Annotated in this window: 22 protein-coding genes; 10 read left to right on the top strand and 12 right to left on the bottom strand. The window is 36.3% G+C overall.

The window, feature by feature from the left end; translation table 11 throughout:
* Positions 1-99: 99 nt before the first annotated feature.
* Positions 100-789: a Crp/Fnr family transcriptional regulator gene (locus HNS38_RS09790; protein WP_172346374.1), complete on the bottom strand. Its 690-nt coding sequence runs from the start codon at positions 787-789 to the stop codon at positions 100-102.
* Between the two features lie 224 nt (positions 790-1,013).
* Between HNS38_RS09790 and HNS38_RS09785 the strand changes: the two genes are divergently transcribed.
* From HNS38_RS09785 to HNS38_RS09760, 6 genes are all read left to right on the top strand, one after another.
* Positions 1,014-2,147 carry a cytochrome c3 family protein gene (locus tag HNS38_RS09785; protein ID WP_172346373.1) on the top strand — a complete coding sequence of 378 codons (1,134 nt, stop codon included), beginning with the start codon at positions 1,014-1,016 and terminating at the stop codon, positions 2,145-2,147.
* Between the two features lie 97 nt (positions 2,148-2,244).
* Positions 2,245-2,631: a hypothetical protein gene (locus HNS38_RS09780; RefSeq protein ID WP_172346372.1), complete on the top strand. Its 387-nt coding sequence runs from the start codon at positions 2,245-2,247 to the stop codon at positions 2,629-2,631.
* 23 nt (positions 2,632-2,654) lie between these two features.
* Positions 2,655-3,551 (top strand): DUF5777 family beta-barrel protein, encoded by an 897-nt coding sequence (locus HNS38_RS09775; protein ID WP_172346371.1) that lies wholly within the window; start codon positions 2,655-2,657, stop codon positions 3,549-3,551.
* Positions 3,552-3,580: 29 nt separating this feature from the next.
* On the top strand, positions 3,581-4,006 hold the full coding sequence (locus tag HNS38_RS09770) for a c-type cytochrome (RefSeq protein WP_172279706.1): 426 nt from the start codon (positions 3,581-3,583) through the stop codon (positions 4,004-4,006).
* Positions 4,007-4,009: 3 nt separating this feature from the next.
* Positions 4,010-4,990, top strand: a complete 981-nt coding sequence (locus HNS38_RS09765) for a cytochrome c3 family protein (RefSeq protein WP_172279703.1) — start codon at positions 4,010-4,012, stop codon at positions 4,988-4,990.
* Complete coding sequence (locus HNS38_RS09760; protein ID WP_172279700.1) at positions 4,980-5,594, top strand: cytochrome b/b6 domain-containing protein; 615 nt, start codon at positions 4,980-4,982, stop codon at positions 5,592-5,594. Before HNS38_RS09765 ends, HNS38_RS09760 begins: the two co-directional genes overlap by 11 nt.
* 77 nt (positions 5,595-5,671) lie before the next feature.
* Here HNS38_RS09760 and HNS38_RS09755 read toward each other — a convergent pair whose 3' ends face one another.
* Positions 5,672-7,192: a glycine--tRNA ligase gene (locus HNS38_RS09755; protein ID WP_172279698.1), complete on the bottom strand. Its 1,521-nt coding sequence runs from the start codon at positions 7,190-7,192 to the stop codon at positions 5,672-5,674.
* A 120-nt stretch (positions 7,193-7,312) separates the two neighbouring features.
* On the opposite strand from HNS38_RS09755, the gene HNS38_RS09750 reads away from it, so the two are divergent.
* The gene (locus tag HNS38_RS09750) at positions 7,313-7,513 is read left to right on the top strand and encodes a twin-arginine translocase TatA/TatE family subunit (protein WP_305847158.1); all 201 of its coding nucleotides are present in this window, start codon (positions 7,313-7,315) and stop codon (positions 7,511-7,513) included.
* 44 nt (positions 7,514-7,557) lie between these two features.
* On the opposite strand, the gene HNS38_RS09745 is transcribed toward HNS38_RS09750, so the two are convergent.
* Positions 7,558-8,421: a lysophospholipid acyltransferase family protein gene (locus HNS38_RS09745; RefSeq protein WP_256367529.1), complete on the bottom strand. Its 864-nt coding sequence runs from the start codon at positions 8,419-8,421 to the stop codon at positions 7,558-7,560.
* 613 nt (positions 8,422-9,034) lie between these two features.
* Here HNS38_RS09745 and hutH point away from each other — a divergent pair.
* A complete protein-coding gene (hutH, locus tag HNS38_RS09740; RefSeq protein WP_172279694.1) occupies positions 9,035-10,531 on the top strand; it encodes a histidine ammonia-lyase in 1,497 nt (498 codons plus the stop codon).
* 148 nt (positions 10,532-10,679) lie between these two features.
* Here hutH and HNS38_RS09735 read toward each other — a convergent pair whose 3' ends face one another.
* Positions 10,680-11,672, bottom strand: coding sequence for a hypothetical protein (locus tag HNS38_RS09735; protein WP_172346370.1), 993 nt, complete (start codon positions 11,670-11,672; stop codon positions 10,680-10,682).
* Positions 11,673-12,193: 521 nt separating this feature from the next.
* On the opposite strand from HNS38_RS09735, the gene HNS38_RS09730 reads away from it, so the two are divergent.
* Complete coding sequence (locus tag HNS38_RS09730) at positions 12,194-14,137, top strand: PKD domain-containing protein (RefSeq protein WP_172346369.1); 1,944 nt, start codon at positions 12,194-12,196, stop codon at positions 14,135-14,137.
* A gap of 113 nt (positions 14,138-14,250) precedes the next feature.
* On the opposite strand, the gene HNS38_RS09725 is transcribed toward HNS38_RS09730, so the two are convergent.
* The gene (locus HNS38_RS09725; RefSeq protein ID WP_172346368.1) at positions 14,251-15,894 is read right to left on the bottom strand and encodes an AMP-binding protein; all 1,644 of its coding nucleotides are present in this window, start codon (positions 15,892-15,894) and stop codon (positions 14,251-14,253) included.
* Positions 15,895-16,366: 472 nt separating this feature from the next.
* On the opposite strand from HNS38_RS09725, the gene HNS38_RS09720 reads away from it, so the two are divergent.
* Entirely contained in the window at positions 16,367-17,245 is an 879-nt protein-coding gene (locus HNS38_RS09720) for a Dam family site-specific DNA-(adenine-N6)-methyltransferase (protein WP_172346367.1), read from the top strand.
* A 105-nt stretch (positions 17,246-17,350) separates the two neighbouring features.
* Here HNS38_RS09720 and HNS38_RS09715 read toward each other — a convergent pair whose 3' ends face one another.
* The 7 genes from HNS38_RS09715 to HNS38_RS09685 form a co-directional block, all read right to left on the bottom strand.
* On the bottom strand, positions 17,351-18,070 hold the full coding sequence (locus tag HNS38_RS09715) for a T9SS type A sorting domain-containing protein (protein ID WP_172346366.1): 720 nt from the start codon (positions 18,068-18,070) through the stop codon (positions 17,351-17,353).
* Between the two features lie 580 nt (positions 18,071-18,650).
* Positions 18,651-19,730: a [citrate (pro-3S)-lyase] ligase gene (citC, locus tag HNS38_RS09710; protein WP_172346365.1), complete on the bottom strand. Its 1,080-nt coding sequence runs from the start codon at positions 19,728-19,730 to the stop codon at positions 18,651-18,653.
* A gap of 3 nt (positions 19,731-19,733) precedes the next feature.
* Entirely contained in the window at positions 19,734-21,095 is a 1,362-nt protein-coding gene (locus tag HNS38_RS09705) for a triphosphoribosyl-dephospho-CoA synthase (protein WP_172346364.1), read from the bottom strand.
* A gap of 63 nt (positions 21,096-21,158) precedes the next feature.
* The gene (gene citF / locus HNS38_RS09700) at positions 21,159-22,718 is read right to left on the bottom strand and encodes a citrate lyase subunit alpha (RefSeq protein WP_172346363.1); all 1,560 of its coding nucleotides are present in this window, start codon (positions 22,716-22,718) and stop codon (positions 21,159-21,161) included.
* Between the two features lie 10 nt (positions 22,719-22,728).
* Positions 22,729-23,607: a CoA ester lyase gene (locus HNS38_RS09695; protein WP_172279680.1), complete on the bottom strand. Its 879-nt coding sequence runs from the start codon at positions 23,605-23,607 to the stop codon at positions 22,729-22,731.
* Between the two features lie 19 nt (positions 23,608-23,626).
* Positions 23,627-23,917 (bottom strand): citrate lyase acyl carrier protein, encoded by a 291-nt coding sequence (gene citD, locus HNS38_RS09690; RefSeq protein ID WP_172279678.1) that lies wholly within the window; start codon positions 23,915-23,917, stop codon positions 23,627-23,629.
* Between the two features lie 639 nt (positions 23,918-24,556).
* A partial coding sequence (locus tag HNS38_RS09685) for an ISAs1 family transposase (RefSeq protein WP_172346362.1) occupies positions 24,557-25,174 on the bottom strand: 618 nt, incomplete at its 5' end.

Here is a 25,174-nt window from a genome sequence, read left to right as displayed (position 1 = left end):
CAACGAAGGAGAAATCTATTTATCGCAACCACGTAACCACCCCAACCATTTTACCCACGCAATCATCGTAACTACGTAACCATCGCAACCACTCAATTACTATCCCGAAATACTAATCTTCTCCAATTTTTCTTTATTTAAAATTTCAAAGTGGTTATGATCGCATATAATAATGCCCTCCTCAGAAAACTCCTTGAGAAGTCTAATAGTAGTTTCTTTAGTCATAGCTGATAAATCTGCTAAATCTTGACGGCTCAATAAAGTATCAAAGACATCGTTTTGATAAACAGCATTTGCTAAATACAATAAGGCATCTGCCATTTTTCCATGGGTATGTTTATGAGTGAGGCATTGCATTTTCTCAAATTGTTTAATCACTTTTTTATTCACATGTTGTAAAATAGCCATGGTATACTTTGTGTTGCCTTCCATGATTCTTTTTTGTTCCTCTACATTGATGAAACAAGCGGTGGTTTCTTCCATAGCTACAGCTGTTAAATGATGGCTATCGTCCACCAAAAAACCAGGGCCTAAGACCAGTTCTACAGGCTTTAAAATAGACAGTAGTATTCGTTTATCTGTGTATGGGTCTTCTAAATAGACTTTTACCATACCCTTGGTTAGGCAAATCATATGAGTTAAAGGCCCCCCAGTCTTAAATATGGTTTCCCCTGCTTTATAACGAACTTCTTTGCGGTGGTCATTCACATTATTAAGCTGATTATCAGTCATGTGACAGAACAGATTTAGCTTAAGATCGCAGCTTAAACAAGAGGCAATATTTTTCATATTGGGTTTAATTAATGTATATTTTTTAATAGAACAAAGAAATATTAGTATAGAATTCAGGTTTTGTATTGACAAATATCGTAAAAATAATGATCTAAATCAATATAAAAGTAATTATAAACATTTTCCACACGTTTAGTATCATGGTGTTAATAACTGTTAATAAATTCTTAATTCTTAATATTGTACTGGAGAAAAACAAAACTTATTAAAACATAATTATTATGAAAAAGAATTTTAGCTTTTATTTTATGTTAGCAATATTAGCTGGTATGACGCTAGTATTTTCTAACTGTACAAAAGAGGGGCCTGCTGGTCCTGCTGGTGCTAATGGTACCAATGGTATAAACGGTACTGATGGTACTGATGGTGTTGATGGAAATTCAACATGCTTGGAGTGTCATACTGCCGCCTATATGGATGCAATTAACACTTCATTTAATGAACATAAGCACGTTATTGGCACTTCTTGGGCAAGAGGAACGAGCGGGTCTTGTGGTATGTGTCACTCTCACGACGGATTTGTTGAATTTGTAAGATCAGGCACTATGATAGGAGCAGAAATTTCAACACCATTAACTTGTGCAACATGTCATGATAGTCACTCTAGCTTAGAAGATGGAATAAGTGCTCCAATGAGATCAGTTCCTGTTCCAACTTCTCTTATTACTGAAGGTGCCGTTTATGAGCACGGTGGAGGTAATTTATGTGCTACTTGTCACCAAGCAAGAAGAGGTCCTGCTTCTTATTATGGAACTGAAGATGGTACTTTTGCAAGAAAATTTACTGGTGATGATATCGCTACATACCAAGCTCACGGAGCTGTTGGTCCTAATGGTAGTATAGAACTTGTAGGTGATACTTTATTTGTAGTATTTGATGTACCTGTTGCAACTCATACTTATACAAATAGTACACATGCTGGTCCTCACCATGGTCCTCAAGCAAATATGTTTGCTGCTGATATGGGATCCGTAATCGGAACTCCTTTTGACAGAGACCATCATACTGATTGTGCATCTTGTCACTTAACTAACGCTGAAGTTGGTGGTGGTCATACATTTGTTCCTGATAATGCAATGTGTAATGCATGTCACAGTGAAGCTGGTTACGATATGGAAGCTGAGCAAGCAGAAATTGCAGCTAGATTACATGCTGTTGAAGTAGCTCTTGAAGCTGCCGGAGCTATTCACGTTGCTGATGATGGTGTACACCCAATGTACGCTTCTTTAGAAACAGCTAAATGGAATGCATTTTGGAATTATATGTGTCTTTATGAAGACAATAGTAATGGATTACATAATTTTAATTATGCGAAACAGCTTTTAACTCAGTGTGAATCAGCATTAGGTATTTAATCTATAAAGCATGAAATATTAAATCGGATATACCTATATTTGTGGTATATCCGATTTTTATATGGATAAAAACAAACTTTCACTAATAACACTAAAAATGAATAAATTTTTAAAATTCACTTTATTGGTAATTGGCTTGGTGGGATTCTTTTCCTCTTGCCAATACAAATTTAATGTGGAACCTATTATTCCACCGCCAGATCCTATGGATACCATCTATTTTTCCCAGGATGTAGCTCCTATATGGAATATTGACGACAAATGTACCTCTTGTCATAAAACAGGAAGCACTCCTCCAGATTTAACTACTGATAATGCTTATGCTGCTGTGGTTCCAGCTTTTGTAAATACTGATCAACCTGACGAAAGTTCTATCTATACTTTTACTCATCCTGATACTGAAACACATAGTTGGAAGAAGTATACAAGCTCAGAAGCGGCAATTATCCTTCAGTGGATAGAACAAGGCGCCATCAATAATTAGTATGAATTTTAAAATTTGAAAAAATGAAAAAGATAGTATTTATTATATTGGGGCTTTATTTAAGTGTAGGAATGGCTTTTGCTCAGGATACAGAAACTGAGAAACCAAAAGACCGTCCAATCCGTGCCCCTTTTGAAAGTGGGATTTTAATAGACAATCAAACTACTGTAGTTCCAAGTAAAAAGACTTTGGAAATGCATATTCAACACCGTTTTGGTTTGATTAAAAGCAGTGGAGCATCTGACCTTTGGGGCATTTATGCACCATCGGCAAATACTCGTATGGGATTAAATTATTCTATTACCGATGATATTATGCTTGGTTATGGTATCACTCGTAAGAATATGTATAATGATTTTCAAGCCAAGTGGACTTTCTTAAAACAAACTCGTAAAAACACCATTCCTGTTACGCTTACCGTATATGGAAACATGGCTATAAACGGGCAAAGTGATGACGTATTTGGTGACGATTATGCCTTTGCAGACAGAATGAGTTATTTTGGCCAGTTTATTGCTGGTAGAAAGTTTAACGAGTGGTTTTCATTGGAATTAAACGCGAGTTTTACGCATTTTAATTCTGTAAAATCAACAGAGGCAAACATTACAGGTTACGAACATGATGTGATTGGATTGGGTGGACATATGAGATTTAAATTCTCTCCGCAATCTTCTATTTTAATCATGTATACTACTCCTCTTAATATTCAAAGCATGCAGGAGAATACTACGGTAATGAATGCTTGGAAATCGAATTTTGGTATTGCTTATGAGGTAGCTACTAGCACTCACGCTTTCCAAATATTTATTTCTACAGCAGATGGAATTGTACCTCAAGATATTTATATGTATAACGAAGCTGATTTAACTGAAACGGAATTCCGTTTTGGATTTAACATCACTCGCTTATGGAATTTTTAAAAGAATCGATAACTAAAAAACTTAAAAAAATGAATTCAATAAAAAAATCAGTTTTCGCAATAGCTACAGTGGCTTTTGCTTTCTCATTGATGGCATTCGTACTACCTCAAGATCAGAAAAAAGGAGGTCCTTGGGAAACCCCTGCGGAATACCAAAGCATGACTAATCCTTATGCCGATGATGCTAGCCTAATAAAAGTAGGTAAAATGATGTATAGTAAGCATTGTAAATCTTGCCATGGTAATAATGGTTTAGGTGATGGCCCAAAGGCAGCTAAATTAGATACTTTTCCTGGCGATTTTTCAAGTGCTGAATTTCATGCCATGAGCGACGGTGAAATGTTTTACAAATCTATCATAGGTCGTGATGAAATGCCTAATTATGAAGGCAAAATTCCAGATGTAGAAGATCGTTGGGCAGTGATCAATTATATGCGAGCTACCTTTAAGAAATAATAGATGGTAGAGCTATCACATAAATATAGCTTGGCTTTTCTCCTGAGTTTTGCGTTTCTTTTCTCTAATGCAATTGTGGCGCAAGAAGAGATTAAGGATTATGAAAATGCAGGAGAAAACCATCATTGTTTAAAATGCCACGGGCAGTCCTTTTATACTTTTTATAACGATTGGACAGAATTAGATGTAAGAAAGATCATGCCACAAGAATTTTATGTGGATACGGTCATGTTTTATTCTGCCAGCCATTGGAATTTCAAATGTACCGATTGTCATACCGATGAGTACGGAACCTTTCCCCATGATGGCGGACTTCGTATGGAGTTTCTCAATACATGTATCGACTGTCATGGTGGAGACGAAGATTGGGAGCATTTTAAATTTGAAGAAATAGAAGCGGATTTTAATGCCAGTGTGCATAGTCCCGAAACACTTCCTAATTTTAGCTGTTGGAGTTGTCACGACCCACATAGTTATAAACTGGACTATCGCAATACAGAAGACCTTATTGCTACTATCAGCAAGAATAATGATGCTTGTATGAACTGCCATAATCAGGAAAGTCATATGCGTTTGCATACGGATGAGCCTTTTAAAGATTTGGCTACCAGTCACGATTTTTTACCCAATCAGAGAGCCCATTATAATAAGGTTCGTTGTATTGAGTGTCATGGTGATTTAAACGGTGAAGCATTGGTAGCACATAAAATACTTCCTGCTGAAGAGAGTGTAAAAAACTGTAAAGAGTGTCATTCCAAGAACTCCTTGTTAATGGCTAGTCTTTATAGGTATCAATCACAAGAAAACAGAAAGAAGTATGGTTTTTATAACGCCAGCCTCCTCAATGAATCTTATGTAATAGGAGCATCTAAGAATTATTTCTTGAATGTTTTTACTATCGTAATTTTTGCTTTGAGTATTTTGGCTATCCTTACGCATGCAATCCTTCTCAGAATCTCAAAAAAGAAAAATCATGGCAAATAGACTTTATTTATATCCCATTTGGTTAAGAATTTGGCATATGATAAATGCAATTCTATTTTTAGCCCTGATAGTCACAGGATTGAGTATGCAATATTCTCCTGTTGAAAACCCTCTTATCGAGTTTCAAACTGCAATAGCTGTGCACAATGTAGCCGGAATATTGATTGTTATTGCATACGTCTTTTTTATGGTGACTAATTTTTTCTCACCTAATAAAAAGTTCTATGTAATGAAGAAAAAAGGCTTAATGGACCGATTGATGAAACAAAGCCGGTATTATGCCTATGGCATGTTTAAAGGTGAATCTACTCCGTTTCCAGTAACAGAAGATGAAAAATTTAACCCCCTACAAAAGCTAAGCTATGTAGGTGTAATTTATATTCTTCTTCCTGTACTTATGATTACGGGTATCGCTTTATTATATCCAGAATTGATCATACATAAAATATGGGGATTAAACGGAACCATGCTTACTGCATTATTGCATATGATGATGGGTTTCTTTTTGACACTATTCTTACTTATTCACTTGTATTTCGCAAGTTTGAGCAAAAAGAAGTTTGCCAACTTTAAATCCATGATTACAGGATGGCATGAGCATTAGAATGCTTTAGAAATCAAAAAAAGGATGTCATCGCTTAGAGCGATGACATCCTTTTTTATTGAGAGCAAAATGCTTTTTCAGCCTTTAATTTTCTTGGCAATTATAGCGCTTAATTCACTAATAGCTACTCTTTCTTGTTGCATAGTATCTCTTTCACGAATAGTGACGGTATTGTCTTCGAGTGTTTGATGATCTACGGTGATACAATATGGAGTACCAATGGCATCTTGGCGACGGTAACGCTTACCAATAGCATCTTTCTCATCATACTGACACATAAAGTCCATTTTCAACTCGTCAATGATAGCCCTTGCTTTTTCGGGTAAACCATCTTTCTTCATTAATGGAAGAATAGCGGCTTTATAGGGAGCTAAAACAGGAGGAATATTCAAGACTGTTCTTTCGGAGCCATCCTCTAATTTTTCTTCATTATAAGAATGAGCCAATACGGTAAGGAACATTCTATCTAAACCAATAGAAGTCTCTACAACATAAGGCACATAGCTTTCGTTGATTTCAGGATCGAAATATCTTAACTTTTTACCACTATGCTCTTCGTGAGCATTTAAATCGAAATCGGTACGGCTATGAATACCTTCTAATTCTTTAAATCCAAATGGGAAACGAAATTCTATATCAGCAGCAGCATTGGCATAATGAGCTAGTTTCTCATGGTCGTGGAAACGATAATTTTCTTTTCCCATTCCCAATGACTCATGCCAAGCCATTCTCTTTTCTTTCCAATACTCATACCATTTAAGTTCTTCACCTGGACGTACAAAGAATTGCATTTCCATTTGTTCAAACTCACGCATACGGAAGATAAACTGACGAGCTACAATCTCATTTCTGAAGGCTTTTCCAATCTGGGCAATACCAAAAGGGATTTTCATGCGGCCTGTTTTCTGAACATTGAGGTAGTTTACAAAAATACCTTGTGCGGTTTCAGGACGGAGATAAATTTCGCTGGCACCATCAGCTGCAGCGCCAATATGAGTGGAGAACATCAAGTTAAACTGACGAACATCGGTCCAGTTCTTAGAGCCAGAGATGGGACAAGCAATTCCTAAATCTTCAATCACTTTCTTAACCTCGTCTAAATCGTCAGCTTCTAAAGCACCAAAGAAACGCTTTGTGATGCTGGCTATTTTCTCTTGATTGGCTAAAACTCTTGGATTGGTTTTTAAGAATTCTTCCTTATCGAATGCCTCGCCAAAACGCTTTTCAGCTTTTGTGACTTCTTTTTCTATCTTGCCTTCAATTTTCGCTAAATAATCTTCCACCAAAACATCTGCACGATATCGTTTATTGGAATCTTTATTGTCGATCATGGGATCGCTAAAAGCATCTACGTGACCAGAAGCTTTCCAAGTGGTAGGGTGCATAAAGATTGCAGAATCGATTCCCACAATGTTCTCATGCATTTGAACCATGGCTTTCCACCAATATTCTTTGATGTTTTTCTTTAGTTCGGCACCATTCTGTGCATAATCATAAACGGCTGCTAAACCATCATATATCTCACTGGATTGAAAGACAAAACCATACTCTTTGGCATGTGCTACAACCTTCTTAAATTTATCTTCGTTATTTTGCATTTTGCAAAAATAGTAGATTGATTGAATAGAGCCTAATTTTGAGAAGAAAAAACAATAAACAATAAATATTGCTGCTAGTGATCAATTTTATATATTTGCACTACGTAAATACTTGAAACTATGACAACACATATTTTATTATACGGAATGCCCAGCGTTTGGTCACTAGCTTTGATAGCTGTAGTAGTATTATTGATTTTTGGAGGGAAGAAAATCCCAGAATTAATGAAAGGATTGGGTAGCGGTATTAAGGAGTTTAAAAAAGGAGTTGGGGAAGACAACGATGATGATACTCCTAAAGAAATTGAAGACAAAAAATAAAGAGGAAGCGGTATTGATACCGCTTTTTTTATGCTCGACAAGGACTATTTAGCCCTGTGCTTGAATCTGCGATGCGTCCAAAGATAATTATCCGGATTCTTACGAATCATATTTTCCACTTTTTCTATATAGATCATAGTAATCTCTCCAGTCTCAAATTCCTTGGGTTTGTCGGTAATCAATTCGAAATGTAGTTTATAATGACTTCTCTTTGTTCTTTCGATATACATAAACCAGATACTCTGATCCATTTCCTTAGCTAAGCGCTCAGGACCCGTGTAAATAGGCACATCCACACCAAAAAAGTTTCCTCTAAATTTATATTGTTGTTTAGGAGATTGGTCGGCAATTAATCCACAAAGACTAAATTTATCTTCGTCATGTTTTTTTAATTTTTCAGCAAATTTACTGGCTCTGTTTAGCTCTAATCCAAAACGCTCTCTATTCTTTCTTATCAGCTTGTCCAGCGATTTGTTGCTAAGTGGAGTATAGGATATATAGGCGTTTATATTATCCGGTAAGATATGCCCAGCAAAAATCATCCACTCCCAACTAAAGGCATGAGCAGCTGTTAAAACAGCACCTTGTTTATTTTTCTGCACAAAGGAAATCACTTCATTATAGTTTTCGATAACATATCGTTTCTCAAAGGAAGAAGCACTCATACTAAAAGCTTTAATGCTTTCAACAATAAAGTCGAAGAAATTGTGATAGAATTTCTTAGAGATGCTAATCCTCTCCTTCTCTGTTTTCTCAGGAAAGGCGATAATCAAATTATCCATCACTACCTTCTTTCTGTAGCCAATGATATAATGATTCAACACCCATAAAAAGTCAGCTATACCATGCAAAAACCAGAATGGTAAATAGGATAGCATTTTTAGAAAATAATATAATAATGAGCCCAAAGTATTTTTTTGACAAAGATATGTGTTTTTTAGGATTGGCTTGTGGTGCTTATTTGATAAGTTTGAGCAATGTAGATGCCCTGGTTTAATGAATGTTCCAGATCAATAGTGCCCTAATAATTATTAAAGATTCCTCGTTACGCTTCGGAATGACTGGTTTTATGGCAAAGAATAGGAAAAAGGCCTTTGCTTTTTTCAATGCCAAAAGCAAAGGCCTTCTTACTTCCTATCATATTCTAATACTTTGTCTTTCAGAACCTAATGTAATGAAGTGAAGAATCTTTTTTAAAATGGAATATGTATTTGACAGTATTGATTCCAATGGTTTAATAAGTCAGAATAAGTCAAATTAAGTGTAAAACTGAGATAATTTCTGTATTTTGAAAGGATATTGAGGCTATTTTTGCCGTTTAAGGATAATGATGACTATTTTGTCATCAAAAAACAATAAATAATGACTTGGCAATTGAAATTTAAAATCTGTGTAAATCGTTCTGCACTCTGTGTTTAATTGAATTTTAGAAAATATTTTCAAAAAATAATTCAACAACATTAACCGCTGCTTGACCTGACAGAGTTGAAGGATACCGCAATGGTTTTAAAATAGAACAAAATGAATACACATTATATTTCAAGTAATAGATTAGATATTAATATTGTAAAGAGTATTGTTTTTGGTGATTATAAAATCGCCTTATCGGACGAATCTATCGAAAACATAGAGAAATGCCGCACTTACCTAGATGAGAAAATGAAAACTCACGAAGGCCCAATCTACGGTATCAATACAGGATTTGGTTCCTTATACAAGCATTCCATTTCAAAAGAAGACCTCGGAACTTTACAGAAGAACTTAGTGATGTCTCACGCTTGTGGTACTGGTGACTTGGTTCCAATGGAGATTGTGAAAATCATGATTTTCCTAAAGATCCAATCTCTTTCCTATGGAAATTCGGGAGTACAATTGGCTACAGTTCAGCGTTTGGTTGATTTCTATAATAATGGTATATATCCAATGGTTTTTCAGCAAGGTTCCTTAGGAGCTAGTGGTGACTTATCTCCTTTGGCTCATTTAGCACTTCCATTAATTGGTTTAGGAAAAGCCTTTCATAATGGAGAAGTAAAAACAGGGGAGGCCATCAATAAAGAATTCAAGTGGAAGCCTATAGAATTGCAATCAAAAGAAGGTTTAGCTTTACTGAATGGAACTCAGTTTATGGGAGCCTATGCGGTTTACGAGTTGATTGAGACCCAAAAAATCAGCTTCTTAGCCGACTTTATTGGCGCCATTTCATTGGATGCTTATGATGGTAGAATTGAGCCTTTCCACCCAAAAGTACACGAGATAAGGCCTCATGATGGGCAAATAGAAACGGCCAAAAACATCCGTGAGATATTAGAAGGTAGTGAAATTATCACTAGAGATAAAGTTCATGTTCAAGACCCATATAGCTTTCGTTGTATGCCTCAGGTTCATGGTGCCAGCAAAGATGCCATTAGCTATGTGACGAAAGTGGTAGAGACAGAAATCAACAGTGCTACTGATAATCCAAATATTTTCCCAGAGGATGATTTAATCATCTCAGCAGGAAACTTCCACGGACAACCTTTGGCTATTGCACTCGATACGCTAGGTTTGGCCTTGGCCGAGCTTGGAAATATCTCCGAAAGAAGAACTTATAAATTAGTGGCAGGACAAAGGGAGTTGCCATCATTTTTGGTAGCCAAGCCAGGACTCAATTCCGGCTTTATGATTCCTCAATATACTGCTGCTTCCATTGTTTCTCAGAGTAAGCAATATACCATGCCAGCCTCCTCCGATTCTATTTCTTCGTCTCAAGGACAAGAAGATCACGTGAGTATGGGTGCTAATGCTGCTACTAAAACCTATAAAATCACGGAGAATACCATGAGAGTTTTAGCCATTGAGTTATTCAATGCTGCACAAGCTTTAGAATTCCGTCGCCCTGCAAAATCAAGTGAGGTCATCGAAGACTTTATTGCTGCATACAGAACAAAAGTAGCATTTATAGAAGTAGATAAGGTGATGCACGATGAGATTCAGAAGAGTGTAGATTTCTTAGATGCTTTGGATGTTGAAGACGAATAGCCTTTAAGAATTTTAGCATATTTAAAAACCTTGTCATTTATTTGATGAGGTTTTTTTGGTTTTGGGCGTGCAGCTCCATCGGTAAAGTTTCCGATGGATAGCAAGCTCAAACTTATTTCAAAAATTGATAACTGATAAATGCTTTTCTCTAGTAAAAATAAGGAACAATAATATTACGAACAAAGGCTATGGTGGCAATATAGGGGAGAAGCACAATTGTAAGTGCAATGGCAGCGACAGGCAAAGCAATAGCTGTTGCAAAAGCTCCAATATATGAGGAATTGTCATCATAAGTTGAACCATCAGACCTTCTATATCTAACTGTTTGAGCACTCCCTAATATGGCACCAATGATTTTGAGCCATTTTGATTTGTCTTTTTTACCTCTTTTATCGATGGTGAACACAAAGGGGAACATGGCTGCTAAATAAAGTAAAAAGCACAATATTGTTTTCCAAGCATATCCACTTACAGAGGCTGCTGCCTCTTGATCATTTCCTATTTTATAATCACGATACTCCTCTGCTGACATAGATTTCAGAAATTCGATTTGTTTTTCTGATTCGCTGATAGTGGTTTCCCTGATTTTATTATTCTCTTCCGAGGAGGCTAGATTTTTTTCTTTTGCAGCTATGCGTTCAATAATTTGATTGCTTTGCTCTTGCTTTTTTAAATCTTCTATTTCCTTTTTCAATGGAATAGTATAAGTCATGGAATATTCAATCTCATCTTTAGCCGATTTAACTTTTCGCTCTAATTTGACTATTTTATCTAGTTGTATAGATTCGGCTTTGTCTATAGTTAAACTGGCAGATTTTTCTTCTACTCTATTGCTCATATAGAACATGATTAAGATGCCCAGAAATACTCCGATAATGGTGAATTTTGAACCATTGAACTTTCTTTTACTAGAGTCCACTAAAAGATCATCCAAATACTTGATTTCTTTGTCAAAATCTTTGTTTCCCTTGTGCTTTCTTTTAAGCTCCGCCACTTCTATTTTAGCCTGGTCTATTTCTTTCTTTGATCCAGGCTTATACCTGTCGTCTATTATTAATGAAAAGTTTTGATAGATCTCCTCAATCTCTTTAAACCATATGGTGTCCTTAAAACCATTTGCATTGGTGGGTTCATCTGTCATTATTTATCCTCCTAAATTATTTAATTAGTGTGTTATATATGCATATGCTATATTGCGAATAATCAGTGCAAAAGATAAATTGTAAAGTACATATATTGCTCAAAATGAAGCTTATTGTATTTATATTAGAAGTGTATGATTGTATATACGTTGTCTTTTACTGGGAAAGCTTCTCAGAAACTGTTTCTCAAAACTTACTCACTTTGAACGATATTCTGATGGTAAATAATACTTAAGGCTGTTTTGATATCATCTTCTTGTAAAAATGAGGTTTTTTAGTTTGGATTAACCTTTGTCAAGAGGTTCTAAATTCAGTTCATCTTCAAAAGTGAAGCTTTCAAAATAAAACTAAATGACTATCTTTACAGCTAAGATTGACATTTTTCATCGGACAAATAATTGATAAATACTCATTTGAGAATTCTGAATATTAATACTATAACCTAGTTAATTAGCACTAATTACTGTTGTCTAGTTTTTATATTTATCAAACACTAAAGAATTTAAATGAAGTAAATATTATGAAAAAGTTAATCATTTTTGCATTAAGCCTCTTTTTAATTATAATCTCTTTTTTATGGACTGCCTGCTCTAAAACTGATGAAGAAGAAGAAGAAGCTTGGTCCAGTGATGAGCAGGAAGCATACGCGGAATTGCTCAGTCTACAGGATGAAATAGCCAATAATCTGGATACATGGTTTTTAAGCATGGATTCCCTAGATGCTATTAATTTGGCACAGCAGTCTTTTGCTAACTCTCCATCTGTTACCGAAGCAACAATAAATAGCAAAGGGATTGCGGTACAATATGCCAATGGGATGAGGGGTGGTTTGTTTTTAAAAGGAAAACTCTTTGATTACAAAAAATCAACAGCTTTAAATCCATTAGCTGATGATATAAAGGAAGAAAGCAGGCTAAAATCTATTGTTAATGGGCGTAAAATGTTACAATTAGATGCTGCTTATTCTGAGTTTAGTTATTATACAGATCAAGTTCACAACATAAACAGTTCAAATCTAAGTAGGGTAGGTATAAGTATTACTGAGTATTATAAAGATAGTGAAGTTACGGTGGACAGATTAACACAATTGGGTGACTATGGTATTATCGATATGTCTGGACATGGAATAGCATGGCCAAAAGAAAGTTACATTACCGAGATTTATTTCCTAACTGGTGAAACGGTAAATGCAAATACTTCAAAAAAATATTGGGATGAGATAAAAACAGGAAGTATTCCTCTTGTGAAAACGATGAGTTTTACTATCGGCACAAAATATTGTGTATCCCCTGACTTTATTACTAGTCATAATGATTTTAGAAACGACACCATATTTTTTTATGGGGGATTCTGTTTTAGTTTTTTAGGAGGCTGGCCTGATATCATTAATGATTTTGGCGACGGTGCCTATTTAGGTTTCGATTGGTCTGTTCAGGGATATCATTGTGCAAACTGGGATATCAATTCCCTTGCAATGATGAGCGACACCTCCAAATCACAAGCCATGAACCTTGAAGGATGGATGAATGATGGAACTGTTGCAAAATCGTATAATGAAGAAGGCAGAATAGTAAGTATTCATTACACAGGTGATGGAAATCTTAGCCTCTGGGGTGATGTTAGCGTTAATCTCCTTCCCCTGTCTTCTGATGGTACACCTGTTAGTAATCCTGGAGAAGCAGGTGTGGCCTATCCTTTCAAGTGTGAAGTGGTATCAAATATTAGTGAGCTGGAATATATTTGGGATATTGGTGATGGTTCTTCACCAGTTACAGCAAGTAATGCAGTAAATATTACTTGGAGTGAAGATGGGGAGTACGAACTTAAGGTTGAGGTAAAGGATAAAAGTAATGGCAATAGTATTGGATCGGCTAAGGCAAATGTTAGTATAGGGAGTTCAGGCGAAGATGAATTGATAGATATTCTGAAAGCATGTAACCACGTTTATCTCGGTTTTGGTCCAGAGGATGCCTTTTTATTTGAGGAAGGAAAAACAGTATGTTCGGTAAAAGATCCTGGCGATTTGGAGTGGGAAGAAGCTATAATAGTATGGAACGGACTGAGCTTTTCAGCTACAGCAGTAACCAATGAAAATCATACCCACACCATTAATGGTATTTTGAGTAGTGATGGTTATACAGTAACTGCTATAGGTGAGCAAGCCGGCTATGAAGTCGCACATAATTTTACTTATAAACTTGGATTTGATAATTATCCGGTTCATCTACCCTATGATAACACTACAGTTATGTATAGCGTAGAGCGCAACCAAATTCAAAACTATGTGACTACATTTGAAGGTAGATGGGTTTGGGATAATGGAAATATTATCAATTTCACTGGCGTTGATTGGGAAAATACAGAAAGACTGTATATTGTATTCCGAAACCTTGTTAAGTCGACAAAGCATACTGATTCAGCTGTTTCGGATATTCAAGAGCCTATGGATGTTGAAAACAAATAGCCTGTAGGAGTTTAGAAAAAGATAAAAACCATATCATACAATTAGTATGATATGGTTTTTTTGGTTTTCTGTGGCCATTATTTAAGAATCGAACCTAAGGTAAATAGCTAACCCTATGCAGGTACTCCTTGGTATAAAAATCGTTTGATCTTTTGGGTGGCCGTTTTTATAAATTCCTCTTCGTGTGGCTCGACGATTTGGATTTTAGAAAATTTATTTACCCTGGCATTTACGTACTCTTGCAATTCTTTGCTTAAGTCTTCAAACTTAGCTTCAATTTCTTCTCTCACATTTTTGTACTTTTCTTCAATCTCCTCGCGGTTGAAATGTACCATGGCGACCAATTTACCTTTTTGCTGAATGACAAGGGATTCGGCTACATGTTTGAAATTATTGATAATAGACTCGATGTCTTCAGGAAATATGTTTTCACCTCCAGGTCCAATAATCACATTTTTGCTACGTCCACGAATATAGAGGTGGTTGGTTTTATCAATGATACCCAAGTCACCTGTTTTAAACCAGCCATCTTCGCTTAAAACTTCCTTGGTCAATTCTGGTTCTTTATAATAGCCTTTCATTATATTAGGGCCTTTTGCCCAAATTTCACCTTCGCCAGTGAGTTTCCCTGGATTATTGATTTTGAGGCTTACTCCTTCGAGTTTGGGTCCTGTAGACTGCAGCTTTGTATGTTTTGGGTTTGCACCGGCAAGCAAGGGAGATGTTTCAGTGAGTCCGTAACCAATTGCGTATGGGAATCTAGCCTCTCGCAAAAAGGTCTCTACTGTCTTATCGAGTTTCGCACCACCAATTCCAAAAAATTTCAGTTCGCCACCAAAGGTTTGCATCAGTTTTTTGCCGGCCAATAGGTTCATTTTCTTTCGTAAGAAAGGCATAGCATATAATGCTCTTGTCAGCTTGTTTTTATTGAAAGTAGGTAGAACCTTGTTCTTATATATTTTTTCGATAATCAAAGGCACGGTCAGCATCAACGTTGGGCGTACCTCTTTGAGTGCCGGAAGTAATACTGCTGGGGTTGGTGGTCTGGTTATATAATAAACACAGGCTCCCCTAAGAATCGGAAGGATGAAGCCAATTGTATTTTCGTAAGTATGTGAAAGAGGAAGGACAGATAAAAAACGGTCGAAGGGATTAATTTCCTGAATCCCTCCGCTGGAAACGGCATTGGAAACAATATTCTTGTGGGTGAGCATAACCCCTTTTGATTTTCCAGTTGTCCCCGATGTGTATATAATGACCGCCAGATCATCCTCAGCAATATGGTGTTTCTTTTGGGGCATTGAAGCCTCCTTAAAGCGAACTTTGGGCAGGTCAGACTCTAGTATTGAATAATCCTCAATCAGTATGCGGTGTAACAGTGTTTCCTTCTGGAATTTGCTGATCTTAGCTTTTAAACCATTCGAAAAAAATATGGCTTTTGATTCGGAGTGGGACAAAATATTATCTATTTCGTGCTCGCTAAAATCTGGTAGAATAGGCACCACAACAGCACCCATAGAAGCGATAGCGAAATAGGTGATTCCCCAATTGGGCATGTTGGAACTTAGTAAAGCCACTCGATCACCTGGTTGGATTTTTAACTTCTCAAGCAAAGAGTTAACAGCAAGTCTTTTTTTATCGAATTGCCTATAGCTTATTGAATCTTTACCAACAAAAGCAAGTGCCGGACGATCAGTAAATCTTTTAACTGATTGCTGCAGTAATGCTGGTAATGTTAAAACTGGAAGATCGTGCATATTTTTTTATTGTGTCGGCAAAAGTACAACAAAATAAATATTCCACTATTCTCATTATAAAACTTTAACTCAAACTACCTAAGTGCATAGCTATTTGTTAATTTATTTCTATGCTCACTTCTAGAGTAATACATTACCTGTAAATTATTTTTTGTCCTCATTTACTTTTTTCAAATCTATAACCAATTCTTTGTGGTTGTTCCCATTGCTTCAAGGACTGATTTTAATTCGACGAAACCTAAACCTCTTTTTCCAGTTTCACACTTGCTAATAAAATATTGAAGAAGATCTAGATTATAAGCTAGTCCGGGCTTTTTTGGTCATCCCCCCTGAGACTATATAAAGTCATTATAGCTACAATATGTCTTTTTTAGTGTTTCTCCATTCATAAAAATATAATATATGCTTATTCCTGCTATCCGATATTGGGATAAGGACACATTTGGCATTACATTTGCCAAAAATCTTATTTATGCAGTCTAGACTCCACAGCAAATTTGTAACTAAGACTCCACCCAAAAGTCAATTATTAAAATGGGTTGGGAATAAACAAAGATTTGCATCTGAAATAGTTAGATTTTTCCCAACTGAATTCAATACTTTCTATGAACCTTTTATTGGGAGTGGGGCTGTAATGGCCACTGTAGCTCCTAATATTGGTGTTGGTTCTGATGCATTTTTACCATTAATTGAAATTTGGCAACAGTTAAAGTCAGATCCAAAGGGATTGGTTGATTGGTATGCAGAGAATAGAAACAAACTAAATACAGAGAATAAAAAGGAAGTATACGAAAGTGTAAAAGCAGCGTTTAACGAAAAGCATAATGGTAAAGACTTTTTGTTTCTAACGAGAGCTTGTTATGGAGGGATTGTTCGTTTTAGAAAAAGTGATGGTTATATGAGCACACCTTGCGGTCCTCATACACCAATTTCGGTTGATAGTTTTGCAAAAAGAGTTATAGATTGGCAAGAAAGAATGAAAAATGTAAACTTTATGCATGCAGATTACAAAGAAGTATTTGAACTTGCCAAAGAAGGCGATTTACTTTATTGTGATCCTCCATATAGTCATAGCCAAGGAATTCTTTATGGTGCTCAATCTTTTCAATTAGAAGATTTATTCTTGGAAATTGAGAAGGCAAAAAACAAAGGTGTTCGAGTTGCATTAAGTATCGATGGAAGTAAGAAATCAGGAAATTATATTTGTGATTTACCCATTCCGGAAAATGTATTTGAAGAAGAAATTATTATTAGTGTTGGACGTTCAATGTTGAGAAGATTTCAAATGGAAGGTCAATCTTTGGAACAAGAATTAGTTTCTGATAGATTACTGTTGAATTATACGGTCTAATGTATTTTAAAACAGTAGCTCAGCCTCTCCACTCAAAACAAGAGATAAAACCATCCTCTCAGCTTTAGGATAAAATACATTTAGATTTCTATTTATAATACAAGCTTATTCTATAATTATTTTCTCTGTATAAAGAACAATCTCATTTTCATCATAAAGCCTAATAAGATAAACGCCTTTATTTAGATTTGAAACATCTATGTTTAATTCCTGATGATTAAGTGTTTTTTTGAATACTTGTTGCCCTAGTAGATTCGTCATATTTACTGACCATAAGCCAATGTTACTCATGTTTTGAATATTTAAATGCTTAGTTGCAGGATTGGGATAAATGCTAAGTTCTGATTTGTTCTGATTTATTGGGGATACTGACACCGTGTTCTGAGAATGATAAATAGCTTGGCGACCGAGTGAGTTATTAATTGTTAGCATGAGGTAATCATTTTCATCAACTATGTAGTAACTATAAGGCTGTGCTAATTCAGTCCCCACATAGAAGAACTGCCAAAAGTATTGAGATTCAAATTCAGAATTTTCACTCATGGCGCAATCCATTAATGTTACAGAAACATCGGATAAAGTAAATCCCATTCCCGTGTCATCAAACTCCACTTCTCCACCAAAGCCATTGCAAACACCGGTCATTAGATAGTTATCACCAAACTGAGTACTCACCTCACTTACTTCTTCGTTGATGGGAGTCACATATTCCACATCATTGATAATGAGTTTTTGCAAATACCAGAGATGATTAATGAGCTCGTCTTGTTGCGCATTTGCAATAAGTCCGCTAAAGATTAATGTAAATAGGATAAATTTTCTCATGACATATTTTTTTGTGCTATTTATAGATTCTATATAAAAACCATTATTCTATCCTTACTGTAGCCAATTATGGCATTAATGCTAATCAAACCGCTATAATCATTAAGTAAATAACAGTTGCTGCCCATATAAAATAGCGACTAGTACATTTACAGTATATATAATAAATTCAAAAGTAAATAAAATTAAACAACTATACAAGTTTGTAAATGATAGTAAATCAGATATATATATATATATATATATATATATCATAAAAATTGAACAAATGAGCATTGTTACAGGTCATGAAATACAGAAAAGTATTGATATTTGCTATGCTTTAGATGTGGAAGATTAATAACCTTAAGGTTTTCTTGGTTTGGACAAGCTGCTTCATCGGAAATGTTTTCCGATGGCAGATCATGTTTTAAACTATAATTCCATTAAACGCCTGATTTGTAAAACCCTGCTGGATATATCCTACCATAAGGATATGCTAATAGATGGTTAGCTAATCTTGATAAGTAAAGAATTAGAATACAGTTTCATCTTCAACAATAAGAAAAACACAAAGAGAATGAATAGAAACTTGAAAATCCTAATCCACAAACTTCAACTTTTCCCAAATTTCAGCAGACTCCGGGGATTCTAGAAATTTCTTGGTGACTTCTGGTATAAAGTCCTGGATTTCTTTATAGCGGCCTTCTTTCATGGCTAATCGGACTTTGGAAGCGCTGATACAGTTTTTGTTCTCGCCTTCGGTGACCATGCCTATGGTTTTTCTATCTACCTCGAATACTTCACAGCCCACTTTTGGAAGTATCTTCTTCATGGCTTCATTATAGGCTCTAGTAGTTCGGCAATAATGCTCTGTTCCCACATAGCGTTTTTTGATACCTAGAGTAGGCACTATATATTGGGCGAAAATCTTCACATCTACTTCGGCTTGCTTCTCCGAAATCAAGTTCCAAGACTCTAATTTCAAGAAATAATTAGGGAAGATGGCACCAGAAACAATATAAGGACCTGTTCCTATGATCACTACATTATCGAGGTGTGCAATGCCTTCTTTAATCATTTTTATTCTGGCCTCATAAGGGAAAGCAGATAGGTCTTCCTCCACCACAAACAGATATACTATTTCGTTTTCAGCAGCAGCTTTTTCAATTAAATATTGGTGACCTAAAGTAAAAGGATTACAGTTGACCACAATGGTGGCTACATCCTCAGTCTTGGTTTCAACTTTACGTTTTAATAGATTTTTCTGATAGGTTTTGATGGATTCGTAGCCAAACTCTAAAACTGAAAATAGTGGTTCCGCTCTGGTGATTTCTTTAAACCCTAGGCCTTCGAATAATACCGCAGTTTCAGGTTTTGTGAAAACAAAGCAACGTTTATTGTTAGCCAAAATCTTATCGGAAAGATAGGATACGATTAATGGAAAAGCGGTGGTTTCGCGAAATTTATCAGCCACAACCACATACTTTAGGGTCTGGTTTTTAAAAGAACCAGTGCCTATCAATTCATCATTTAAATTATATAGAATCACTGTAGAGTCTATAGCTTCCGAAAGATAATCGTAACCCTTATCCTTTAAAAAGTTGTTGACCAACTTTACATCATAAGGATTTTCTATATCTAAATATTCGTATCTAAAATCTGTATCTTCAAAATTCATTTTTCAAACTATTTCTTGTTTCACATCATAGAAAAACATGGTGACAGCCAACATGTCGGCACTTCCACCTGGCGAAATTTGCTCTTCACTACAAAAGCTGGCTAATTTATTATAATTATCCTTGTTGAGGAGGGCTTCTGAAGCCAATTTCTTTAATTCTTCTGCTATCTTGGAGCCTTTGCGGTATAAAACATTGGAATCATTGGTATTAGCCATGATATTTAAAAGCGTTTGAGATAAGAGCTCTCCCATGGTTTCTTTGTTCTGAAAATCCAATTTCTCCCTATGTGATTCTAAGAAGGGAAGTGCGGTTTCAAAAACCACAGGAAATCCTTCTTGAGCTTCATATCTGGCTCCTGCACCTTTTATTCCGTATTTTTGGAAGGTTTTTTCACCATGAGAAACTTGTTTTTTTGAGGAGGCCGTCAATTCGGTATTCACCATATCTTGACAAATGCTTCTAATGCAATTTCTGATGTTTTGCTCACTGAGTTCTTGAGCCATTTTAGTCAAATAGGAAATGCTAAATACAGCAATTCCTAGCAGAAATATTAAGCCTTTTTGGGTATTTACATTTCGGGTAGCAGCAAACATTCTTTGTTCTGCCTTTAACCCCAAAACTCTAATCTGACTCAAAGCAGTAGATAAGTCCACATCTTCTTTCCAAGCGGCTAAAGCAAAATCCTTCCAAAGCGGTGCCAATGCTGCTGTAGAATTAAGAAAACTATAATAGTTCATGTCTTTATGCGCACCAGAGTTATAATAGTCCACGAGGCCGGGCTTAGGCGACAAGCTCACTTCGTAGAGAAGGGCGCGGCTACATAACTCACTCAATTTCTCGGAGATTTCTAGGGCGCTGTGTTGGTCTTTATAGTCCTCCAACATGCTAAACATTTTTGCTCTCAATTCTTCGTAGTCATGCCTGCCTTCGCGCATACATTCTACGGCAGAACTGTCTTTGCAAATGATACAAGGCTTTTTCTTTCCAGAACTCACTGGCTTGGCCTGCTCGTCATACACATCCACATCTAGTATTCTAGAAACAGAGTGATTGCTTTCGAAGCTTTCGGTGATATTTTTGAGCAATTTTAAATCATCAGACTCCTCTATAGCCACCAAATAGAGTAATCCAGCCTCATCTATAATCATTTCTTCTGTTCCCAATTCCACCCGATGGGCCAAAAGATGGATTTTCAATTCGTCCACTATCCATGGAAACACTTGGCGGCAAAGCGCATTGTGTTTTGGATAAGAAGGAATATTCAAGCTCAGGCTCACAGAAGCATTTGCGGTGGCCGCAATGGCATTACGCTTATGGGCTCTGTCCTCCCGAGCTTGAAGTATTTTATGGAGTTCTTTACTCATGTATTGGCTATTTGCTGTTTGCTGTTGGCTAATTGCTAACAGCAAACAGCTAAAAGCAAGTTTTTAGTCTTCGATTACTTGTCGAATCACATCAACGATAGTTCCGTCTCTGTATTCCACTAAACCAACTATTTTATCGGAATATTTCACCTCTTTGGCTTTTCCCACTATCTTTTCAACCTCTTGCTGAAGGTCTTCAATTTTCTTGATATTGAGTCCTGCTTTTTTGAGATTTTCTTCCAATTCTGGTTTCATAGGATTCACACAAATTCCACGCTCTGTCACCAAAACATCTACTGTTTCTCCAGGAGTAACTACGGTTTGTACCCGCTTATTGATGGTGGAAATTCTTCCTCTAAACGAAGGACAAACCACTACGGTTAATTGGGCTCCAGAAGCGGTGTCGCTATGTCCTCCAGAAGCGCCTCTCACTTCACCATTGGCTCCCGTAATCACATTTACATTAAAGTCTAAATCAATCTCTAAAGCCCCTAAAACCACAATATCTAATTTATTGGTTACACAACCGCAGTTGAAAGGGCTGGCATAGTATCCAGCAGAAATTTCAATATGATTTTTGTTATTATAAAGGGAGGTACTCACTGCTGCATCAAAAGATTGCACATCGAAAATGGTCTTGAATAATCCTTCGTTGAGCATATCTACTCCATAGGAAGTCACACCACCCAAAAGGAAACTACCTTTGAGGTTTTTGCGCTTCATTTTTTCACGGATAAACTTAGCCACGGCCAAAGAAGCACCACCAGCACCCACTTGGAAAGAGAAGCCTTCGTTGAAGAAACCAGAATGCTCAATCACATCGGCACCTAATTTGGCAATTCTCAAATCCATTGGAGATTTCGTGATGCGAGTCGTTCCGGAGGCAATTTTAGAGGAGTCGCCAATAGAATCAACTTTCACTACAAAATCAACATAAATCTGCTTAATAGAAAGCGGATAGCAAGGATAGTCTACCAAGTCATCAGTCACCACCATTACCTGTTTGGCATATTGTGAATCGATATGGGCATATCCCAAGGAACCAAAAGCAGATTTGCCAATAGAACCTGTTGCATTTCCTTCTTCATCGGCTGCAGAAGCTGCAATAATGGCTAAGTCAATGGAGATTTTACCTGTGTGAATGGCTCTTACTCTACCACCATGAGAGTGGATAGTGATGGGTGTATCCATAATACCAGATGAAATAGCTTGTCCTAATTTGCCCCTAATTCCGGAAGTCCAAATGCGAGTAATGGTACCATCCTCTAAATATTTGATGATGGAATTGTGGCTCTCATTTAAAGAGGAAGAAGCCAAGGTGATGTCTTTAATTCCCATTTGGGCTAAAATATCGATAGATCTCACCAAGATATTCTCTCCATTACGCATATGGTGATGGAAAGAAACCGTCATTCCATCTTTAGGATTTGATTTCTTAATGGCCTCTTCCAGCGTTTCGCAAAGCTTAACGGCATGAGGCATTTTGGCTTTATTTGGTGGAGGGCTTGTTAACTCATCCATCCAACCTTTTTTTAATTTGGTCCAGGCACCGCTATATGGTTCTAGTTCTCCAATGCCTTCTATCTTTTTTGGAATTTCTCTTCCTATACTATTCTTATTCATCGCTAATAAATTAAATGTTCGCATGATCTACACCTGCCAATTCCAGAACGTATCTGGCTCTTGTGACTACGGGTGCATCCACCATTTTTCCATCTATGGCAAAAACGCCAATACCTTTTGCATCGTTCTTGTTGAACTCTTTCACTACCCTATAAGCCTTACGGATTTCTTCGTCGGAAGGGGTGTATATTTCATGGATTGGGTCTATTTGTCGAGGATTAATGACTGCTTTTCCTGAGAATCCAATCTGACGTATGAATTCAGTTTCTTGTTTCAAGCCTTCCTCATCGTCAATATCAGCCCAGACGGTATCTATGGCATCTATTCTATTGGCTTTAGCGGCCATTACAATCATTTTTCTAGCTAAGTCAATACCAGAGCTATTCTTAGAGCTTTTAATATTCATATCGGCAGTTAAATCTTGTCCACCAATGGTGATGGCATCTACACGTTTAGAATATTTTGCAATATCGAATACATTCTGAACACCCAAAGCTGTTTCAATCATGATATGAATGGTCATTTGGTCATGGGGTAATCCATGCTCATCTTCAATTTGCTCCACCAAAGTGATGAGTCTTTGAAGCTCTTCCACCGTTTCGGTTTTAGGATAACGAATGGCATCTGGCTGCAATGGAACAATGGCTTTTAGGTCTTCCATTCCAAATGGAGTATCTAGATGGTTCACTCTTACGCAAACCTCGGTATTGCCATAATCCACATTTTTGAGCATTTGTTGAATCAAATTTCTAGCGGCATCTTTTTGGTTAAGGGCCACTGCGTCTTCTAAATCGAGAAGCAAACTATCGGCACCGTAAACACTTCCGTGAAGCAACATGGCTGGATTGTTGCCCGGAATATATAACATGGTTCTTCTTTTTCTTTTCATGGTAAAAATTGTGGGAGTTTTAATACATGGTACCTTTTTGCTGATTGAGGGCTCTTTGCATCACGGTTTCCATTCTTGCAAGTATAACTGGTTCAATGGCACCTTTATCATGAATTTGTAATTGAACATCGTTTACTTCAAACTGATCTAAAACTTGGTGAATCAGTTTTTCTATGGTTTCGCCGTATTGCATAAATACGCCCGACTCAATTTGGATATCTCTACCTTCGCCTTCCTCTACAGGAGCTGCAAGGATAAGGATATCGCTGGACTCGAAAGAACCCGCTTGTGCTTTTCTGGTTATTTTCATCTGTTTATATTTTATTTTCATTGGTCAGATGGAACCGCATGATAATAATAACGTTTATCGGTGCCGTTTTGCTGGATAGCCAAATAGATGTGATTAATTATTATTTTAATCATGCTTGTTTCATTGATTTGAATATTAAAATTTAGAATAATATTTCTGTTCTTTGAGTTTGTATTTCAAAAAAAAGATGCGCAAAATTAGAGCTATTTGAGCGGTTGGTAAATAAGTGAAAAGCCCAATTAAGGCAATTTTGTGTTAAAATATTAACAATGCTTAGTTTTGATAAATAGTCATGGACTTTTCACCTTGGTTTTTAGGTTAAGAATCAATTGCGTCCTAATAATAAGTAAAGATTTCTCGCTACGCATGGAAATGACTGGCGTTTTGGCAAGGTAAAGGAGAAGTGGCTTGCTTTTGATATTGCAAAAAGCAAAACACTTCTTCCTTCCCATCACCTAATAGTGAGTTGTCTTTCTGAACTAAATGCAATGAGTGAAGAATCTTTTTGAATATAAAACTTGTTTTGGACAGTATTGGTTAAAAATCATAACTGTACACTTTGATTCTATCATTCTTTTATAGCCTTGGAAGTAATAATCCATAAAATTAGACTAATCTTGGGACCAAGACAGGGCAAACTCATACTTTAGTATTTAGAACCCTAAGTAAATATTCTTCATTCCAACCAGCCTTAAGTCTTTTATCTGCTATTCCCTGCTTTTCTGATTTCTCTTTTTTCAGTAAGTTCAAAGCGATTTTAAGAAGTATAGAATTATTTTGAGCAGTATTATTATTTCTTTTTGTCGAGGAATCTTCAGAGAACGCCACATCTAAAGTCCAATGCAATTTATTCTCAACTCCCCAATGTGAACGGATATAATCCTGATACTTCTCAGCCGAATCATTCCTGCTGGTAATGTAATATCGGGATGCTTTTTTAGTTTGTTTATCGCTATTCTTAAACTCTCTAATTGATTCTAATTTAACTATCTGAGTTAATTTATTCCATTTGTTATCATCGTTCTCTATAAATTGAAAATCTGTTATTACACTGCATTTTCTTGTTTCGATTCTACCATGTCCTATATCAATATTTTCATTTTTTTCAATTTGTTTTGCGAAACGAAACTCATCTTTTATATGCTCTAATAATTGTTCTTGATTTCCTTTAACAGCTAAAATATAATCTGCTTCACTTTCTATAATTTTATCGGCGATATCAGTTTGAGTTCCCATGGCATCAATAGTGATAATATT

This window comes from Lentimicrobium sp. L6 (genome assembly GCF_013166655.1).
Taxonomy (GTDB): Bacteria; Bacteroidota; Bacteroidia; order Bacteroidales; family UBA12170; genus UBA12170.
The sequence above is the reverse complement of the archived record's forward strand: the minus strand, read 5'-3'. Positions and strand labels throughout refer to the sequence as shown.